The sequence below is a fragment of the Paenibacillus nuruki genome, assembly GCF_001721045.1.
GTDB lineage: Bacteria > Bacillota > Bacilli > Paenibacillales > Paenibacillaceae > Saccharibacillus > Saccharibacillus nuruki.
Genome location: NZ_MDER01000031.1, coordinates 128734 through 146497, shown reverse-complemented (window position 1 = coordinate 146497; position 17764 = coordinate 128734). Strand labels below are relative to the sequence as shown.

The window sequence follows — 17764 nt, the reverse complement described above, 5'->3', positions numbered from 1 at the left end:
ATATGCTTATAGATTACCGCTTGTACCTTTTGCCAGCTCATACATGGCAGATCGATCAAGTTGTGTCTTACCGTATAATGATTCCAGTGTAAATAGCACTGTCGAGACCGTAGACGAATAAGTCTGCGGTCTTTTTTTATGTAGAAATCGTAGCCAGACAACCACAAAGCTGAATTTGAAGGAGGGAATACATATGTATTTAACAATCAAAGCTACTGGAACACATGCAAGTATGATCTCGCATTTATTAGCCAAAAATCCAAACAATCTTTATGACCGTACCGAAAAAGGTGCAAGAATACGACTGGTGTATACGTCTTTCCAGCCGGAAGAAACCGAAGTGTTGTTGTTTGTGACCCCTGATCCGATTGATTTGGTCAAAGGAAGCCCCGATCATTATGATATTACTCAATATATTAACGATCGTGAATTGGTAGTGAGTAGCTTATTTTGTAGTTATATACGTCCAGCATTAGGTACAGCACTTAACGGTAAGCCCAAAGCGGATTATATAGATTGGGTTGAACATCTTTTTACTTTACACATGAGTCTGGGTCCAGTCGCTTCCGATTTGCCTGATCATGTGATTGAATCGTTATTTCAACCGCTTGGTTATGAAGTGCAGATGGAGCGTGGTGAGATCGATTATTCATTTGATCTCAAAAATAGAAGTACTGTACGTCATATCCAGATTAGCGGGCAACAGACATTACAACACATGCTACGCCAATTATATATTTTGATTCCAGTTCTTGATAATTATAAACATTATTATATTAGCGACGATGAGATTGAGCGATTGCAACGTTACGGCGAAGGCTGGTTATCCACACATCCACAGCATGATCTCATTATCAAACGCAGTCTACGATTTGCTCCGTTAATTAAAGAATATGAACAAAAAGTAGCGAAAAATGAAGATATAACTAATGTATCAACAGAATTATCCACAAATCAAGCAGAAGCAAGTGAAATGAAGTCAGAACTATCTGAAGATCAGGGCAAACAATATGATCCAAATCAGACAGAACCTCCTGTGATCCGGTTGAATGAATTACGTTATCGGGCAATCGTCGAACAAGTTAGCCAATTACCACAGCATAAGCAAATTGTTGATTTTGGCGCAGGTGAAGGGAAGTTGTCTGTTCGTCTTGGAGAGATCGAAGGGGTAGAGCAGATCTGGGCGGTAGAGCCTTCGATGCAGTCTCAATTACGAGCGATTGACCGATTTGCCAAATTAGAAGGACGTACTGATTATGTTATTCCGGTGATGACTACAGGGTCTTTATTTTACCGTGATGAACGTTGGGTAGATCAAGATGTGATCATTTTATGTGAAGTGATCGAGCATATCAATGAAGTCCGATTGCCACAAGTCATCCACACGTTATTCACAGATTACCGTCCACAGACCCTAATCATGACGACACCGAATCGGGAATATAATGAAGTCTATCAGATGGGCAACGATGAGATTCGTCATACCGATCACCGATTTGAATGGACACGAGCAGAATTGGAGCAATATTGCACACAGTGGATTCAAGATAGACCGTATACATTTACCCTTTCAGGTATTGGGGAAAAACATGAACAGTATGGACAACCTACCCAAATGGTTGTATTTCATAGAATAGGAGGACAGCACCTATGAACAGGCAAATGACAGAAGAACGTAGTGATTCATCTTCCAGCATCATTACGATTCCTCATGCTGGGATTGTGCTCTTAATGGGTGCATCCAACAGTGGAAAAAGTACATTAATTGAGCAACTCAAGCAACAACAATATATTCGAGAGCATGAAAGTCTGTCCTCTGATCAATTTAGGCAAATGGTTGGCGATACAGATTATATTGATTGGCGGCGACCTTCTCGTGAAGAAGGAGAAGTGATGTATCAGCAGTATAAACGCATTTCCGATCAAGCTTTTAAAGTCATGCAAGATCTACTAATCGCGCGCTGTCGCTTAAATAAATTAACGATTGTTGATGCTACACATTTGCAACCTGAAGATCGAGCAGTCTATATTACGCTGGGCAAGCGATATCATGTGCCTGTGATACTGATTGCACTGGATATTTCTGAACAGACATTGATGGAACGGGATCAACATCGTGAACATCCACGAGGACGACAACGGGTCAAGCAACAAGCTCATCAATTCCGAAAAAGTATCAAAGGATTGCGAAGTGAAGGATTCAGCTCTGTATATATTATCAAAGAGCATAAATATGCAGATTTACAATGGAAACGGTCTGCTAACCATATGCTGATCGAACTGACAACAGGGATTGATATCATAGGCGATATTCATGGTTGTTATGATGAAATGATCGAATTGATCGAGCGCTTAGGATATATTGCCGATTCAGCAGGATTATATCGTCATCCGGAAGGACGCAAGTTAGTATCTGTTGGCGATATTATGAGCCGTGGACCGAAGTCGCTGGAGACAATGATATTTTGGTACAATCATTTGACCGCGAAGTTAGCATGGATGGTCGATAGTAATCATGGTTGGAAAATCGCTCGTTATTTGGAAGGTAGACAGGTAACAATGAGTCATGGGGATGAGCAGATTATTGAAGCATTCCAACAATATGAAACGATTCATGGTATAGAAGATACAAAGATATTAAAAGAACAATTGAAAGACATGTTGTTATCCACACCTTCGCATCTAGTCTTTACACAACATGGAGTCCAACGATTAGTCGTTGCTCATGCCGGGATTCGAGATGATTTCATCGGTAAAGATTCCAAACGTATTGATGATTATTGCCGTTATGGTGATATTGATGGAACAGATGAAGCTGGCAAACCGATTCGTAAAGACTGGTTTGCAGATCATACATCAGGGGAATGGATTGTATGGGGACATGATCCTCGTCCACAGCCTACAACCGTCAATCAGACGATCAATATTGATCAAGGTGCTGTATTTGGTGGCATGCTAACAGGATATCGTTATCCTGAGCAGACTTTTATGAGTGTCAAAGCGTATGCTGATTATGCACAAGATCCGAACAGCCCGCTAGTTCGCTGGGAAGAAGGACGATTTGCTCCGCCTTCGTTATCACGTCTAATTGACGGATATACGGTTCAGACTAAGGTTTATGGAGAAGTGAAAGTACGCAGTGAATTTGTCAAAACAGCTTTAGATACGATTTCACATTATACGATTCCGTTAGAAGAATTAATCTATATTCCACCAACGATGACACCACCTCCATTGGCGGCAGTCGCAGAGAATTATCTGGAACATCCAGCCGAAGCGATCGCTTATTATCGTGCGCAAGAAGTGAGTACGATGATCGCTGAGAAAAAGCATATGGGCAGTCGTGCGATTGTATTACTATTCCGTGATGAACAAGCGGCTATTCCTTATATAGGCAGACCTCTTCATGGAACGATTTATACACGGACAGGCAGATCATTCTTCCAGACTGAGCTAGAGCGTGAAGTGTTATTAACTTTACAACAGCAACTACAAGAAGCCGGTTATTTTGAAAAGTATCAGACCGATTTCGTTCTTATGGATACAGAGATTGTGCCATGGAATCTGAAAGCTCGTGAGTTGATTGCTTCTCAATATGGACATGTCTCTGAAGCGGCTACAATGGATCGAGATTATATCGTCAATCAATTACGCAAAGCTCAAAGTACTGGTGCTACAGTGAGTGACTGGATTTCTGAATGGACGGTCAAACAGCAAAATGCCACTATTTTCCGAGAAACATTCCAGCAGTATTGTTGGGATACCGACGGCATGGAAGGGATACGGATCGCTCCTTTTCATATTTTGGCACATAGTACAGGAGCTTTTATGGATCAGACACATGAGTGGCACATGAAGCATGCTGAAGAATTAGCTCAATATAGTAACTGGTTTATGGCGACAGAGTATAAAATGATCACCGATGAGAATAGTGAACAAGACGTTATACAATGGTGGCAAGAATTAACAGAAGACGGACATGAAGGTATTGTGATCAAGCCAGAGAAGATGATAATGCATCATCGCAAACAGTTAATTCAACCAGCGATCAAAGTGCGAGGACAGAAATATCTGCATATGATCTATGGCATCGATTATTTGCACCCGAATAACTTAAGTCGTCTCAAACAACGTAAAACGCGTAAAAAAGAACGTCATGCTTTGATGGAATTTGCGCTAAGTATAGAATCGGTAGAACGTTTTGTAAGGCGTGATCGTCTGGAGCAGATCCATGAATGTGTATTAGCTGCATTATCGTTAGAATCGGATGCGGTTGATCCACGATTATAGATGATTTTTGTAGGCATAAATTATAGATTGAAATTATCTCAAATGAAGTAGTTAAGGAGAGTGAATACAATGGCTTTTCAAGTGATAGAGGGTGTACGAGTGTGGGGTGAACCCGATGCAGGTGCACTGAGTCAGGCAGTAACTTGTGCGCAAACGGGTCAAGTTGTTCAAGCATTATTAATGGCGGATCATCATAAAGGATACAGTCAACCGATTGGTGGAGTCGTTGCTTATGATGGACAAATCTCTCCATCGGGTGTAGGTTATGATATCGCCTGTGGCAATAAAGCTGTCCGTACCAATCTCATGGCGGCAGATGTCTTACCGAATATTAGCAACATTATGGATCACATCGCAAACACGATTTCTTTCGGAGTCGGACGTAATAATAAGAACAAAGTCGATCATGAACTGTTCGATGATCCCAATTGGGATGTGTACAAAACAGCAGGTGATCTTAAAACCCATAATCTATTAAAAGAATTAGCTCGTAATCAATTAGGTACGGTAGGCAGTGGTAATCATTATATCGATCTATTTGTTGAACCGGTAACGGGAAAATTATGGATCGGGAATCATTTTGGAAGTCGTGGATTCGGTCACAAAACGGCTAGTGGATTTCTTAATTTAGCGGCAGGACGAGAATTTTTAGCCAAAGCACCAGGTGAACATATGGATCAACCACCTGTACTGCTGAATATGAATGATGAATTAGGAGATATGTATTACCGCGCGATGAAGCTTGCCGGGCGTTATGCGTATGCAGGTCGTGATTATGTGATTCAAGAAGTACTGAATGTGTTGGGTGCAGAAGCTGATTTTGAAGTGCATAATCATCATAATTTCGCATGGAAAGAAGTGCATAACGATCAAGAAACGATTGTGATTCGTAAAGGTGCTACGCCTTCAGCGCCAGGTCAATTAGGATTTATCGGTGGAAGTATGGCGGATATCTCGGTGATTGTGCGTGGTAAAGATAGTCTTGAAAATAAAGATTCCTTCTATAGTACAGTTCATGGAGCGGGGCGAGTCATGAGTCGTACACAAGCCGCAGGGAAAATGAATTGGAAAACACGTACACGTTCAGGTGGACAAATTAGCCGTGAACAGATGAAAGCCGCTGTCGATGATTTTGGCGTCGAATTGCGTGGAGCTGATACAGATGAAAGTCCGTTTGCTTACCGTCAATTGCAAACTGTACTGGATGCTCATCATGAGACATTAGATATTCTGCATGTACTTCGACCGATTGGTGTCTGTATGGCAGGTGCGAATGAATTTGATCCGTATAAAGATTGATTCCTAGCTTAACCATCATTAAGATATACCAAAAAGGACTTTTACTGCCATCAGAGCAGTAAAAGTCTTTTTTATTTCTTTATATTACTTAATTACGTTATTTTTATATAGAAAATAAGTGTAAAATAGTCTAATATGTTCTTGTAAGTCGTTTATGAATGTAGCATAATATAACACATGGTTGTGATACTTAAAATTGACAAATTAAAAAAGAAAATCATATACTAAATAATGGACATTTTTACAATTAGTTAAATTTATTTTATACATTATTTATAATGAAAATTGAATATACATACAATATGATATGAAAGGAAGCGAAGTTGTTGATAAGAAAATCATTTTATATGTTATGGGGGACACAGACGGTCTCTAATATCGCAGATATTGTTTATTTACTGAGTCTGATTACACTGGTTTTTACCGCTACAGGTTCGCTTGTGACCACTATACTGATTCCTTTATTTCGCATGTTATCCAAAATTGTTAGTGGGTTGATTGCTCCATTGGTATTATCGAAATATCGTCTGACTTCTATATTAATAGGATCGCAATTCGGGCAGTTCGTATTATTTGCAAGTTTAATTTTTTATTTAAATAGTACAGTTACTCCTGCTTATGTGATTATTTTTCTTATTGTGTTTGGTATGTCTTTTCTAGATGGTTGGACAGATCCAGCACGCAATGCTTTGATTCCACGATTAGCTTATGATGAAGGATTAATGAAAGCAAATGGATTCATGTCGATTAGCGATCAGATTATCAAATGTGCAGGTTGGGCTTTGAGTGGTCTTATCGTGGCGATTATTGGTGCTATTCCGACGATGTGGATTGCAGCCGTTTGTTATTTGTTAGCGATGATCTTTACTGCTTTTATCCGAGATCCTTATGCTTCTCCACGTAAAGAACCTGCTGTGGTTGCTATTACAGATGAGGATACGCTTGCCACAGAAGTGGTCTCTGAATCGCCAGCACAACAGTCAGCTTCACGTTGGGAGCAATTATCGGAAGGTTGGAAAGTACTGGGACGCAATCGGCGTATTCGAATGTTAGCGATTATTGATAATATAGATACACTGGGCGGAGCAGCTTGGATCGGTGCATTTGTACTGGCTTTTGTGGTACAGGTGTTACATCAAGATGCACGCTGGTGGGGATTTATGAATGCTTCCTTTTTTGTAGGTTCGATTGCAGGTGGAATATTTGTAGTCGCCCGTGTGAAAAAACTACAAAAAAATGCTTTTCCAGTCATGTTAATTAGCTTGCTCGCGTATGTGATTATCACCTTATTTTTTGCATACAATGTAGTGCCGTGGATAGCCTTGATCTTGATTGGATTATCCGGCTTACCTGTACAGATTGCAGGCGTGATTCGCCGAACACTGATTCAGCAGAATCTAACTCCTACCGAAACGCCGAATGTGATGTCTGCATGGAGTGTACTTAGTAATCTGACTTTTGCGATAGCGATGTTATTGTTAAGCTGGTTTGCCGATACATTTGGGATGAGCAATATGTATTTACTCGCAGGCTTGTTAACCCTTGCTGCTATTGTTATGGGCTTTGTCAGTCGGGCTATTTTCCGAGAAGATTATGAAGGTTATGTACAAGATAAAAAGTTGGCGGCTTCAAAATAGTAGATGATACAAAGTGCTGATTCGTGAAATGTTAACGCACATGATCAAAGCCTGTTCTTTTCCCATGGTTATACAGGGATAAAGAACAGGCTTTTTGAGTGCTTGTATATGATGAACATATATAGGATGCAGTAGATAGTAGGGTTAAATACTAAACGCCCGAATACGCCATAAATCCACCATCTACAGGAACTGTTATTCCGGTCACAAATCCAGAAGCCTGCGAATCAGCAAGCCATAACAGTGTTCCTAGTAGATCATTGGGTTCGCCGAATCGACGCATCGGGGTATGAGCGATAATTTTCTCAGAACGTTCATTGTACGAACCATCTTCGTGTTTGAGCATTTTGGCATTCTGATCGGTTAAGAAAAATCCAGGTGCGATCGCATTAATTCGAATGCCTGCATCGGCAAAATGAACAGCTAACCATTGTGTAAAGTTATTGATTGCCGCTTTGGCAGCACTATAAGCAGGTACTTTGGTCATTGGAGAATAGGCACTCATGGATGAAATATTGATGACTGTGGCACCTTCACGGTGGATCATATTCCGTGAAAAAATTTGTGTAGGAATCAATGTACCAATCATATTCAGGTCGAATACATCACGGAACCCATTGAGTCCAATATCATAAAAAGTCTGCTTGGAGACATCATTCAGATGTTCTTCACGAAAAGCTTCTTCTGTTGTATTGGCATCGGGATGATTACCACCAGCACCATTAATCAGAATATCGCAAGCACCAAATTCAGCCATCACCGTAGCTTCGGCTAGAATCACGCTATCTTCTTTGGTCACATCACAGCCTACAGCAATCGCTTCACCACCTGCATCACGAATCTCGGCAGCCACCATTTCACCTTTGGCTAATGTACGATTTAAAATAGCGATTTTACAACCTTGTCGTCCCAATTCATAAGCCATCGAGCGGCACAATACACCTGCTCCACCTGTAATTACAACGACTTTACCTCGTAGATGAGAGTGAAGTGGAAGTGCATTTTCTTCGGTTTCTGTAGGTGGTTCACCTGCTGTTTTTTCAGCAGAACGGATCACTTCACGTAATGTTTTGTCTACCAGTGCATTCCCTGTTGAAGGGGCTTTGGGTGCGGTAGGAGGGACATCTGCTGCTAATAATGGATCTGCTTCTAATTCGGTTGTATGCTGATGTTGATGATCATCTTTTCCTGTAAAAGATTGGCTCAAAGTTATCCCTTCCTTTCACAATAGTGCTTTTTGGAGTGTGAGGATATTCAAGTACGTTTATATTGAAATGAATCCCATAATCCCCATAGATACATAATACCCAAAGCACGGTCATACAACCCGTAACCCGGGCGACATTCTTCATTCCAGATATGTCTGCCATGATCCGGTCGACAATATCCAGTGAATCCTTCTTCGTGATACGCTTGTACAATGCCTGTTAGATTGACAGTTCCATCTTGTGTACGATGAGACGTTTCAGCGAAATCGCCATTTTCTTCGACTTTTACATTACGCAAATGGGTAAAAGGAATCCGATCCGCAAATTCATGTACCATAGCGACAATATCGTTGTCTGGATTCGCTCCTAATGAGCCACTGCACAAAGTGATCCCATGTGCTGGACTGTTATACATATTCAAAAAGCGTCTGATATTATCTTGGCTACGAATAATACGAGGTAGACCAAAAATCGACCATGGTGGATCATCGGGATGGATCGCCATTTGGATACCATTTGCTTCAGCAACCGGAATAATTTCATCTAAAAAGTACTGCAAATTGCTCCATAAATGATCTTCAGTGAATCCTTCATAAGCTTTGAATAATTCAGTTAAATGAGCTAACCGTTCAGGCTCCCAGCCGGGCATTGTTAATGCAGAATTGGCATTGATCTGAGCTACTAATTCCAACGGATCAATATGCTCGATTTTGCTTTTTTCATAAAAAAGAGAAGTAGAGCCGTCTGACGCAGGGCGGTGCAGATCGGTACGTAACCAATCGAAAATAGGCATGAAATTATAACAAATCACCTGAACACCAATTTCTGCTAGATGGATAATCGTCTGCTTATAATTGGCAATATACTGATCACGAGAAGGTAAGCCTAGCTTAATATCTTCATGAATGTTGACGCTCTCAACAACGTGCGTATGTAGACCGTAACGATCAGCAGTAGCTTGGATCTCATGGATTCGCTCTTGCGACCATACTTCGCCGACAGGTACATCATGCAGTGCCCAGACGATCCCTTCAACTCCGGGAATCTGTCGAATCTGTTCTAATGTGACCGTATCATTATGTTCTCCAAACCATCGGAATACCATTTTCACAACCATAACACCTCCATCATCCCAAATCATAAATAAGTATAACTATAACAATAAAGGAAGAATATTCATTACACAACAATGAACTTGCCCGCCAGTAGGAGAGCAAGTTCGATATTAGGCTTTACATTCGGAAGGCATCACCATTTGATTTTTGCGATAATGACTGGGCGATATGCCAGACCAGCGCTTAAATTGCCTGCTAAAATGAGCAATATCACGATAACCTAGAATCGAAGCAATATCTTGTATCGACATGCGTTGATCGGACAATAATAATTTGGATTTGTGAAGGACTAAATTAGATAAGTAACTGCGCGGAGAAATCGCAAATACTTGATGGAAAATTCGATTGCAATGAGAAGGGCTGATCCCTAGTTCAGCTGCAATATCGTCAATCCCATAATGGGAATCAGAAGTGGCTTCCAGTTGCACAATATTGCGATTGGCGATGCCTTGCAATCGAGCAGCAATCTGATGTGCCATTTCGACATGGGCATAACTTGCAGGCGCTAGACCAGCAGCTTCATTGGATATCGCTTCCCAGAGCACGCCAAACAATTCAAATACCGCAGCTTGCAGACGCATTCGACGGGTAATAATATGTTCATCGGTATGATCAATCGGCTGGGCAATTTTGAGCAAATGAGGGCGTAACGCTTGAGCCACTGCACTGGATTGTCTAAAAATCACTTGATTCAACCGTTCCAATAATGATAAAAACAACCGATCATCAATATCAAAATGGATACAAAAATACGTAAAAGACTGTCCATCAATGGTGCGACTGGAATGAGAAGTACCGGGTGAAAGGATCATCAGATCGCCTTCTTGCTGCACATAACTTTGCGAGCCAACCGTCATGAGTTGTTGCCCTTGTAATACATAATTAATCTCATACTGTGGATGATCGTGAATCGGATATTGCCAATCTGTACTGACTGTACGCAAATGAATACCGAACAAATTCATTGTTGTCTGCACATCTGGAAAAATGGTCTCAGCTAGACTTTGTCCCCATTCGGGTGGAATAAAGGAAGTAGACATGGACAACCTCCAATCTCACTATAATGCTTGATTTGGGTAAATAGATGAGCGATTTGGAAATGGTCTTACAGAATATACTTTGATAGGATAAATCTGAACTATTAAGGTAATTACTGATAGCATACACGGATACCTATCAAAATGAAAGGGGTTACAAGAAATGAAAAAAAATTCATTTTATAATGTACAACATTCTCCGATTGGCGCATTTGCTAGCTTTACCTTAGGATTCAAAGGTGCTAAAGGAGGACTCGGGTTAGAACTGGGCAAACCAGCAGATGAGAATATCTATATCGGCTTACAATCGAGAGATGGCAAGCGGTATGAAGCGCTTCCTTTTTTTACTTCATTGAATGATGAAAGCTCTCGTTACGATGTAGAAAAGGAGAAACCGACCGACCAGACCTCTACAGAAATAGTCTATTATCAGGATGGTGAGATTGAGCGTACATTAGATGTAGCTACAGATACATGGACAGCAGGTGATCTGACATTCAAAATCTATTCTTCTGTTCGCCCTGTTCCTGATCCTGCACAGGCTAATGAAGAAGAACTCAAATCAGCGATTGTGCCTGCTGTATTTGCCGAAATGACGATTGATAATACAGCAGGTGAAGTGAGTAGACGTGCCTTTTTCGGTTATGAAGGTAGCGATCCTTATCGTTCGATGCGGATTATCAAAGAAGCAGATGAATCAGTAGAGCAAATGCAATCCAATGCTTACGCAGGCGTTGGACAAGGCAGACAGACAGCCATCTTATGTGATGACCCTGATGTTACACCTGCACTTGGATTTGCTCTCGAAAAAATATTGCAAGAAAAGTATGCAAACAATTTGTATTTTGGCTTGGGTATTGTAGGTGCGTTACTGATGGATGTTCCCGCAGGACAAACACGTACATTCCGTTTTGCGATCTGCTTTTATAAAGAAGGCATTGTCACCACAGGGATAGATACGTCTTACTATTACACTCGTTATTTCAAACGTATCGAAGAAGTCGGTACATATGCGTTAGCTCATTGGGATGCCTTAACTCAAGCATGTGAAGATGCGAATACTTGGATTGGTAATCATCAAGCATTGAATCAAGATCAGCATTTTATGGTGGCACAGTCGATTCATAGTTATTACGGCAGTACGCAGTTGTTGCAGACTGAGGATCAGCAACCGCTTTGGATCGTGAATGAAGGAGAATATCGAATGATGAATACACTCGATCTTACAGCAGATCAATTGTATTACGAATTGATTATGAATCCATGGACAGTGCGTAATGAACTGGAACTGTTTGTAAATCGGTATAGTTATTATGATGAAGTTCGTTTTCCTAAAGATCAGACTAGATATCCAGGTGGGTTATCATTTACACATGATGTGGGCATCGCCAATCATTTTTCCCGTCCACAATATTCGGCTTATGAGCTAGCAGGAATTGATGATTGCTTTTCATATATGAGTCATGAAGAATTGGTAAACTGGTTCTGCTGTGCTTTAACCTATATGGAGCAGACACAAGACCATGAATTTAAAGACAAATATATGAATATATTGCAAGACGGACTACAAAGTATGCTCAATCGTGATCATCCTGAAGCAGAACAGCGTAACGGTCTGATGGGACTGGATAGTCATCGTACAGAAGGTGGGGCTGAGATTACCACCTACGATAGTCTGGATGTGTCTCTGGGTCAATCTCGTAACAATATTTATCTAGCAGGTAAATGCTGGGCAGTCTATTTGGCACTAGAGAAATTATTTTCCCAAGAAGGACAGACCGGATACGCAGAACAAGCAGGAGCACAAGCAGATCGCTGCGCAGCTACAGTAACTGCACAGTTGAACGATCAAGGATATATTCCGGCCGTTATTGGCGAAGGCAATGATTCGCAGATTATTCCTGCGATCGAGGGCTTGGTATTTCCATACTTTACCGGTTGTTCTGAAGCACTGGAACGTGATGGACGATTCGCTGATTACTTGAATGCTCTGCATACACATTTGAATACAGTACTGGTTAAAGGAATCTGTTTATTTGAAAATGGAGCTTGGAAATTATCATCCACAAGTAACAACTCGTGGTTAAGCAAAATCTATCTATCTCAATTTATCGCACGGGAAATTATGGGACTAACTTGGGATGAACAAGGGCAAACAGCCGATGCTGCTCATGTCGAATGGCTGACTCACCCTGAATATTCTTACTGGTGCTGGAGTGACCAGATTATATCGGGCATTGCTAGCGGTAGCAAATATTATCCACGCGGTGTCACGTCAATTCTCTGGTTATGGGAAAAAGGCGATGGTAAACTGCGTACGCCTGAAGCCTTAGCCCACCCCATAGCATCAGTTCATCTATAGAAATTAAAGACTCACAAATTTCATTATCCATACAAAAAGGATTAAATCTTACCCCTCTGCGTACCACCAACAGAGACAAGATTTAATCCTTTTCCATACACAAAATCGTCAGGTTTAACAGATTTAATGGGTTTAACCAGTTTAACAGGTTTAATGAATTTAACAGACTTAACGGGTTTAACCAGCCTAAAAGATTTAATCTTTCAAATGGTTTATCTCTAAGGTGTTCATCTTTCCTGCCCCATAACCACCCTTGTAGTAGCGAAGGGCATCCTGTTGTTCTGAAAGAGTGAAGCGATCGCCTTTGTGGATGAATCCCTACCGCATAGCGGTTAATCAAGGGATTCATCCACAACAAGCGACGACAAGAACAACAGGATGAACGTAGCGCTGTAACTCCAACCTCAACTAATCTTCTTTGAAAAAAGGCATAATCTCCATATCAAAAACAAATTCTTTTTCATGTAATTGATACTTTTCAGCAAGTTGAGGGCCACACGAATTCGAGCCAACACCGCTCATTTTGTAATCCAGATGGATAAACGTTTCCGGGCGACGCACCAGTTCATACGTGTGTGTTGCATGCATCAAGTCGGCTGTAGTGTAATGAGAGGCATTAAATGAGAACGGTTGGGAACCTTTGAAATGAAGCCCTGCACCCATCGCTTGTGTAGCACTCATCCAATGCGTTTCAAAGCGAGATCCATTTTCTTGAGGCATAATATAATTGTAAAAAAGGTCATCGACCGTTTTCTCATATTTACCAAAACGTGTACTATGATGCTTATCAATATAACTTTCATGCGGTCCACGTCCAAAATAATCTATATATTCGGTACCTGCTGGCATTGCAAACATTAGACCAAATCTCGGTAAAAATGGGCTGGTATCTAATACAGTCACTTTTACTTTCAATTCGATCTTTCCATCACTCTGAATCGTCCACCATGCTTGACCACGCAGCACAGGATATTTACTATACGGAGCAAGCGAGAAAGAAGTCGTAATGATCACCGATTGTTCTTCTGCACATGACCAGTGGCTGTTGTATACTTTGGTCGATATATGATCATATCCAATATCTAACCATTTTTCTTTGATATGCATATCGTTATCGATCGGTGCTCTCCAGATTGTAAATTCGGTAGGTTGTTGAAGTAAAGGAACCCCCGATTTGCTCCATTCTGTAAATTGTCCACGTTCCAGATCATAGACATAACGGAAATCTAATCCTTCGATCACTAAGCGCCCCTGATGTTCAGTAGTCTGTAGTGGATATCGAAGTGAATCTAAAGAGTAACGCTCTGTTAAAATTTCGTCTATCGCTATAGCATCAGCAGGAATATAGAATTGAGTAAAAGCAATCTCATAACCAATTGGAGCCCATACTGTTTCTGTAGCCGTCCGTATAGAGAAGGTAAGATAACGAAGCGGATGATGATGTTGCAAAGCTAAAGTCGGCAAAGTAATTGTAGCTGAATCTTGTGGAGCAATACTAGGCATCGACAATGTACCTTGCTCGATAAGTAGACCTTCATCTTCGATTTTCCAGTGTAATATCAAGTGAGATACATCGGTGAAATCGTATAGATTAGTAATGCTAAATTGATTCCCTATTGCAGTATCTGTTCTTCCTTCGACTGTAATTAAAGCTTCGATTCGTACAGGAGCCATGATTTCTTTCAATTCTAATAACCCGGCATGTGGCTTACGATCTGGTGAAACTAGACCATCGATACAGAAATTGCTATCATTCGGTTGATCTCCAAAATCTCCACCATACGCATAATAAGATTGACCTGTTGCGCTAACTTGAGCTATTCCGTGATCAACCCATTCCCACACGCAACCACCCATTAATTTGGGATAAGCATAGATCGCGTCCCAGTATGACTTGAGATCACCCGGGCCGTTGCCCATAGCATGACTGTATTCGCATAAAAATAAAGGTTTGGTAGTAGTATCATCATTCGCGTAAGCAATAATATCCACAGGAGAAGAATACATACGACTTTCCACATCTAAGACACTTACATCTTCATGCCCTTTATAACTAGGAGCCGCACCTTCATAATGAACAAGGCGAGAAGGATCACGTTCTCTTGTCCATCGTGCCATCGCAATATGATTGATATCATAACCCGATTCATTTCCCATCGACCACATAATCACTGATGCAAAATTTTTGTCTCGTTCCACCAAGCGAACAGCACGTTCAACAAAAGCTTCTTGCCAGTCTGGATTAACAGATAGTTGGTGAAAAGCACCTTCTGTAAAATCTTCAGGTATACCGATACCATGACACTCCAGATCCACTTCATCAATCACATAGAATCCGTATTCATCACAATATTCCATAAATTTAGGATCATTCGGATAATGAGAAGTACGAATCGTATTGATATTATGTTGCTTCATTAATTGCAGATCAGTCAGCATGTGTTGTACAGGAATCGTCTGTCCAAGTTCTGGATGAGAATCATGACGATTAACACCTTTAAGCTTAATAGGCTGTTTATTAATCTGAAATACACCTTCAGGTGTCACTTCAATCTGACGCAAACCTACTGCAAATCGTAAAACTTCTCTGCCTGCTTTGAGATATAAGCTGTACAGCGCAGGAGATTCCGCATTCCAAAGAATTGGATGGGTAATCTCCATGTCTAAAGATCCCCTTTGATCCAATAAAGCGGTTGTTGTTAAAAGTTCGGTACCGTCAGGTGATAATAGAATCGCTTGAACTTCCAGATGTTCGTTCTCTTGTGATGATGTGGAGCAGTCCAGTTGGATATTCAGTCTAGCTTGATGGTAGTGATCATGGTCATAATCCAAAGACTGCTGGATAAATACATCTCGAATATGCTGACGATCACGAGTAAGTAGATACACATCACGGAAGATACCGTTATAACGCCACATATCCTGATCTTCCAGATAAGAACCTTCACACCATTTGAGAACCAACACAGCGATACGATTGATCCCTTCTTGCAAATAAGGGCTTACACAGAATTCAGCAGGGACACGACTGCCCTGACTGTAACCGACAAACTGTCCATTTACCCATAGATATAGACAAGATTGAACACCTTCAAATACAAGATACGATTCTCGATCTTGCCAACCATGCTGTAATCGTATTTCTTTGACATAAGCGCCAGCCGGATTCTGATCAGGGATAAATGGAGGATCACATGGAAATGGATAACTTAGATTCGTATAATGCTGTTGGTCATAGCCATTTGTCTGCCAGCAAGAAGGAACAAGCAAAGAGTCCCATGTCTGTACATCATATTCAGGCATAAAAAAAGCAGGTTCTACATCACGTACAGCATCATAATAACGGAATTGCCAGCCTCCATTTAGCGACTGATAAAAAGGAGATTTACCACGTTGACGTGTACGTGCGCTTGGCATATCTGCATATGGAATATAATACGCTCGGGCAGGCTCACGATTCACTTGCAATACATTCAGGTCTTTCCAATAGCTAGGAATGATCGTATTCATAGGGAAGATGGCTCCTTACTGGATTGAAGTGCGTACTGACTAACAAATTCAGCGAATAAACTATTTGCCCATGCAAACCATGGACGAGTAAATAGAGTAGGGTCGTCTTTATGAAATCCTTCATGCATAAATCCTGTACTGGCATGGGTAGTAGACAGTACATGAAGGATAGATTCTATTTCTCCAGGATCGGTAGAAGTTAATCCTTGCATACACAATGCGATATGCCAGATATAATCGGTCGGCGTATGCGGGCTACCGATTCCACTGGCTGCTGTACCTGTAAAATAATACGGATTGTGTTCGCTTAATACAAATGCACGTGTATTTTGATATACGATATCATCGACAGGGCGATAACCCAAATAAGGAATTGATAAAAGACTGGGCACATTCGCATCGTCCATTAGGTTGTGATTGCCTTGACCATCTGTTTCATACGCATAGATTTTGCCATATTGAGGATGGATCACTGTTCCATAATTTTCGATACCAAAATTGATTTCTTCTTGTAAACGCAGTGCTTTAGAAGCGAGACGCTCATCATTGTAAAGCTCGATCGCTATTTCTGCCATATAACGAAGGACGACAGAAGCAAACATATTGGATGGAATCAGATAACCAAATGTACAAGCATCATCGCTAGGGCGAAATCCTGACCATGTCATACCTGTATACGACGTAGGCATACCTTTTCCTTGATTACGAAGTGTATCGGAAGGAGGACAATCTTCACGCATAAATGTATAAGGAGAATGGTCATCATGGTATTGTTCACAACGCCAGAGATCTATAATACGATGCATCACGATGCGAAAAGATTCATCAAACAAGTCAGTACGACCTGTCATTTTCCAAAATAAATAACTGAGTTGAATCGGGTAACAGAGCGAATCAATCTCATACTTACGTTCCCATACCCATGCATTCAATTCAGTAAGATCGATATCGTAGCGATTATCATTATCTTCACAGTTAAAAGCATTCCCATATGGATCAATACCGATATAGAAAATCTGGCGACGAATCACACCTGCAATGATATCAGCTACTTTAGGATCACTAGATGCCACAGGTAAGTAATGACGAACTTGAGCAGTAGAATCCCGTAACCACATGGCTGGAATATCTCCTGTAATCACAAATGTACTACCATCTTCTAATATCTGTAATGTTGTCTCATACGTATTGGCATAACAATTCCGAAACATCCCCTGAAGTTCAGGGAAATGTTCCAATTGTTGTTCAACGTGCTGAATATAATCATGCATAGCTGTCGTGAGTTGCAAAGGTTGAGAAGTCATAG

General features: G+C 40.9%; 10 protein-coding genes. 5 read left to right on the top strand and 5 right to left on the bottom strand.

All coding sequences use genetic code 11. From position 1 onward, the window contains the following. Nucleotides 1-193: 193 nt before the first annotated feature. The 4 genes from PTI45_RS06395 to PTI45_RS06380 all read left to right on the top strand — a co-directional run bounded on the left by PTI45_RS06395 (nucleotide 194) and on the right by PTI45_RS06380 (nucleotide 7226). A complete protein-coding gene (locus PTI45_RS06395; protein WP_069326709.1) occupies nucleotides 194-1654 on the top strand; it encodes a 3' terminal RNA ribose 2'-O-methyltransferase Hen1 in 1461 nt (486 codons plus the stop codon). Next, a complete protein-coding gene (locus tag PTI45_RS06390; RefSeq protein WP_245703439.1) occupies nucleotides 1651-4290 on the top strand; it encodes a polynucleotide kinase-phosphatase in 2640 nt (879 codons plus the stop codon). Before PTI45_RS06395 ends, PTI45_RS06390 begins: the two co-directional genes overlap by 4 nt. Nucleotides 4291-4359: 69 nt before the next feature. Continuing rightward, nucleotides 4360-5589, top strand: coding sequence for an RtcB family protein (locus PTI45_RS06385; RefSeq protein ID WP_069326708.1), 1230 nt, complete (start codon nucleotides 4360-4362; stop codon nucleotides 5587-5589). 326 nt (nucleotides 5590-5915) lie between these two features. Continuing rightward, nucleotides 5916-7226 (top strand): MFS transporter, encoded by a 1311-nt coding sequence (locus PTI45_RS06380; protein ID WP_069326707.1) that lies wholly within the window; start codon nucleotides 5916-5918, stop codon nucleotides 7224-7226. 151 nt (nucleotides 7227-7377) lie between these two features. Here PTI45_RS06380 and PTI45_RS06375 read toward each other — a convergent pair whose 3' ends face one another. The 3 genes from PTI45_RS06375 to PTI45_RS06365 form a co-directional block, all read right to left on the bottom strand. Next, nucleotides 7378-8280 (bottom strand): SDR family oxidoreductase, encoded by a 903-nt coding sequence (locus PTI45_RS06375; protein WP_069326868.1) that lies wholly within the window; start codon nucleotides 8278-8280, stop codon nucleotides 7378-7380. 200 nt (nucleotides 8281-8480) lie between these two features. Next, nucleotides 8481-9545 carry a mannonate dehydratase gene (uxuA, locus tag PTI45_RS06370; RefSeq protein ID WP_069326867.1) on the bottom strand — a complete coding sequence of 355 codons (1065 nt, stop codon included), beginning with the start codon at nucleotides 9543-9545 and terminating at the stop codon, nucleotides 8481-8483. A gap of 114 nt (nucleotides 9546-9659) precedes the next feature. Beyond that, nucleotides 9660-10589, bottom strand: coding sequence for a helix-turn-helix domain-containing protein (locus PTI45_RS06365; protein ID WP_069326706.1), 930 nt, complete (start codon nucleotides 10587-10589; stop codon nucleotides 9660-9662). 160 nt (nucleotides 10590-10749) lie between these two features. Between PTI45_RS06365 and PTI45_RS06360 the strand changes: the two genes are divergently transcribed. Further along, nucleotides 10750-12948 carry a glycoside hydrolase family 52 protein gene (locus PTI45_RS06360; protein WP_069326705.1) on the top strand — a complete coding sequence of 733 codons (2199 nt, stop codon included), beginning with the start codon at nucleotides 10750-10752 and terminating at the stop codon, nucleotides 12946-12948. Nucleotides 12949-13356: 408 nt separating this feature from the next. On the opposite strand, the gene PTI45_RS06355 is transcribed toward PTI45_RS06360, so the two are convergent. Further along, nucleotides 13357-16458 (bottom strand): glycoside hydrolase family 2 TIM barrel-domain containing protein, encoded by a 3102-nt coding sequence (locus tag PTI45_RS06355; protein ID WP_175425130.1) that lies wholly within the window; start codon nucleotides 16456-16458, stop codon nucleotides 13357-13359. Further along, complete coding sequence (locus tag PTI45_RS06350; protein ID WP_069326704.1) at nucleotides 16455-17762, bottom strand: glycoside hydrolase family 125 protein; 1308 nt, start codon at nucleotides 17760-17762, stop codon at nucleotides 16455-16457. The genes PTI45_RS06355 and PTI45_RS06350 overlap by 4 nt, the downstream gene beginning before the upstream one ends. Nucleotides 17763-17764: the final 2 nt, after the last annotated feature.

Coding starts and splice junctions, on each gene's coding strand:
- PTI45_RS06395 (WP_069326709.1), top strand. CDS start 194: ATGTATTTAACAATCAAAGCTACTGGAACACATGCAAGTATGATCTCG.
- PTI45_RS06390 (WP_245703439.1), top strand. CDS start 1,651: ATGAACAGGCAAATGACAGAAGAACGTAGTGATTCATCTTCCAGCATC.
- PTI45_RS06385 (WP_069326708.1), top strand. CDS start 4,360: ATGGCTTTTCAAGTGATAGAGGGTGTACGAGTGTGGGGTGAACCCGAT.
- PTI45_RS06365 (WP_069326706.1), bottom strand. CDS start 10,589: ATGTCTACTTCCTTTATTCCACCCGAATGGGGACAAAGTCTAGCTGAG.
- PTI45_RS06360 (WP_069326705.1), top strand. CDS start 10,750: ATGAAAAAAAATTCATTTTATAATGTACAACATTCTCCGATTGGCGCA.
- PTI45_RS06355 (WP_175425130.1), bottom strand. CDS start 16,458: ATGAATACGATCATTCCTAGCTATTGGAAAGACCTGAATGTATTGCAA.
- PTI45_RS06350 (WP_069326704.1), bottom strand. CDS start 17,762: ATGACTTCTCAACCTTTGCAACTCACGACAGCTATGCATGATTATATT.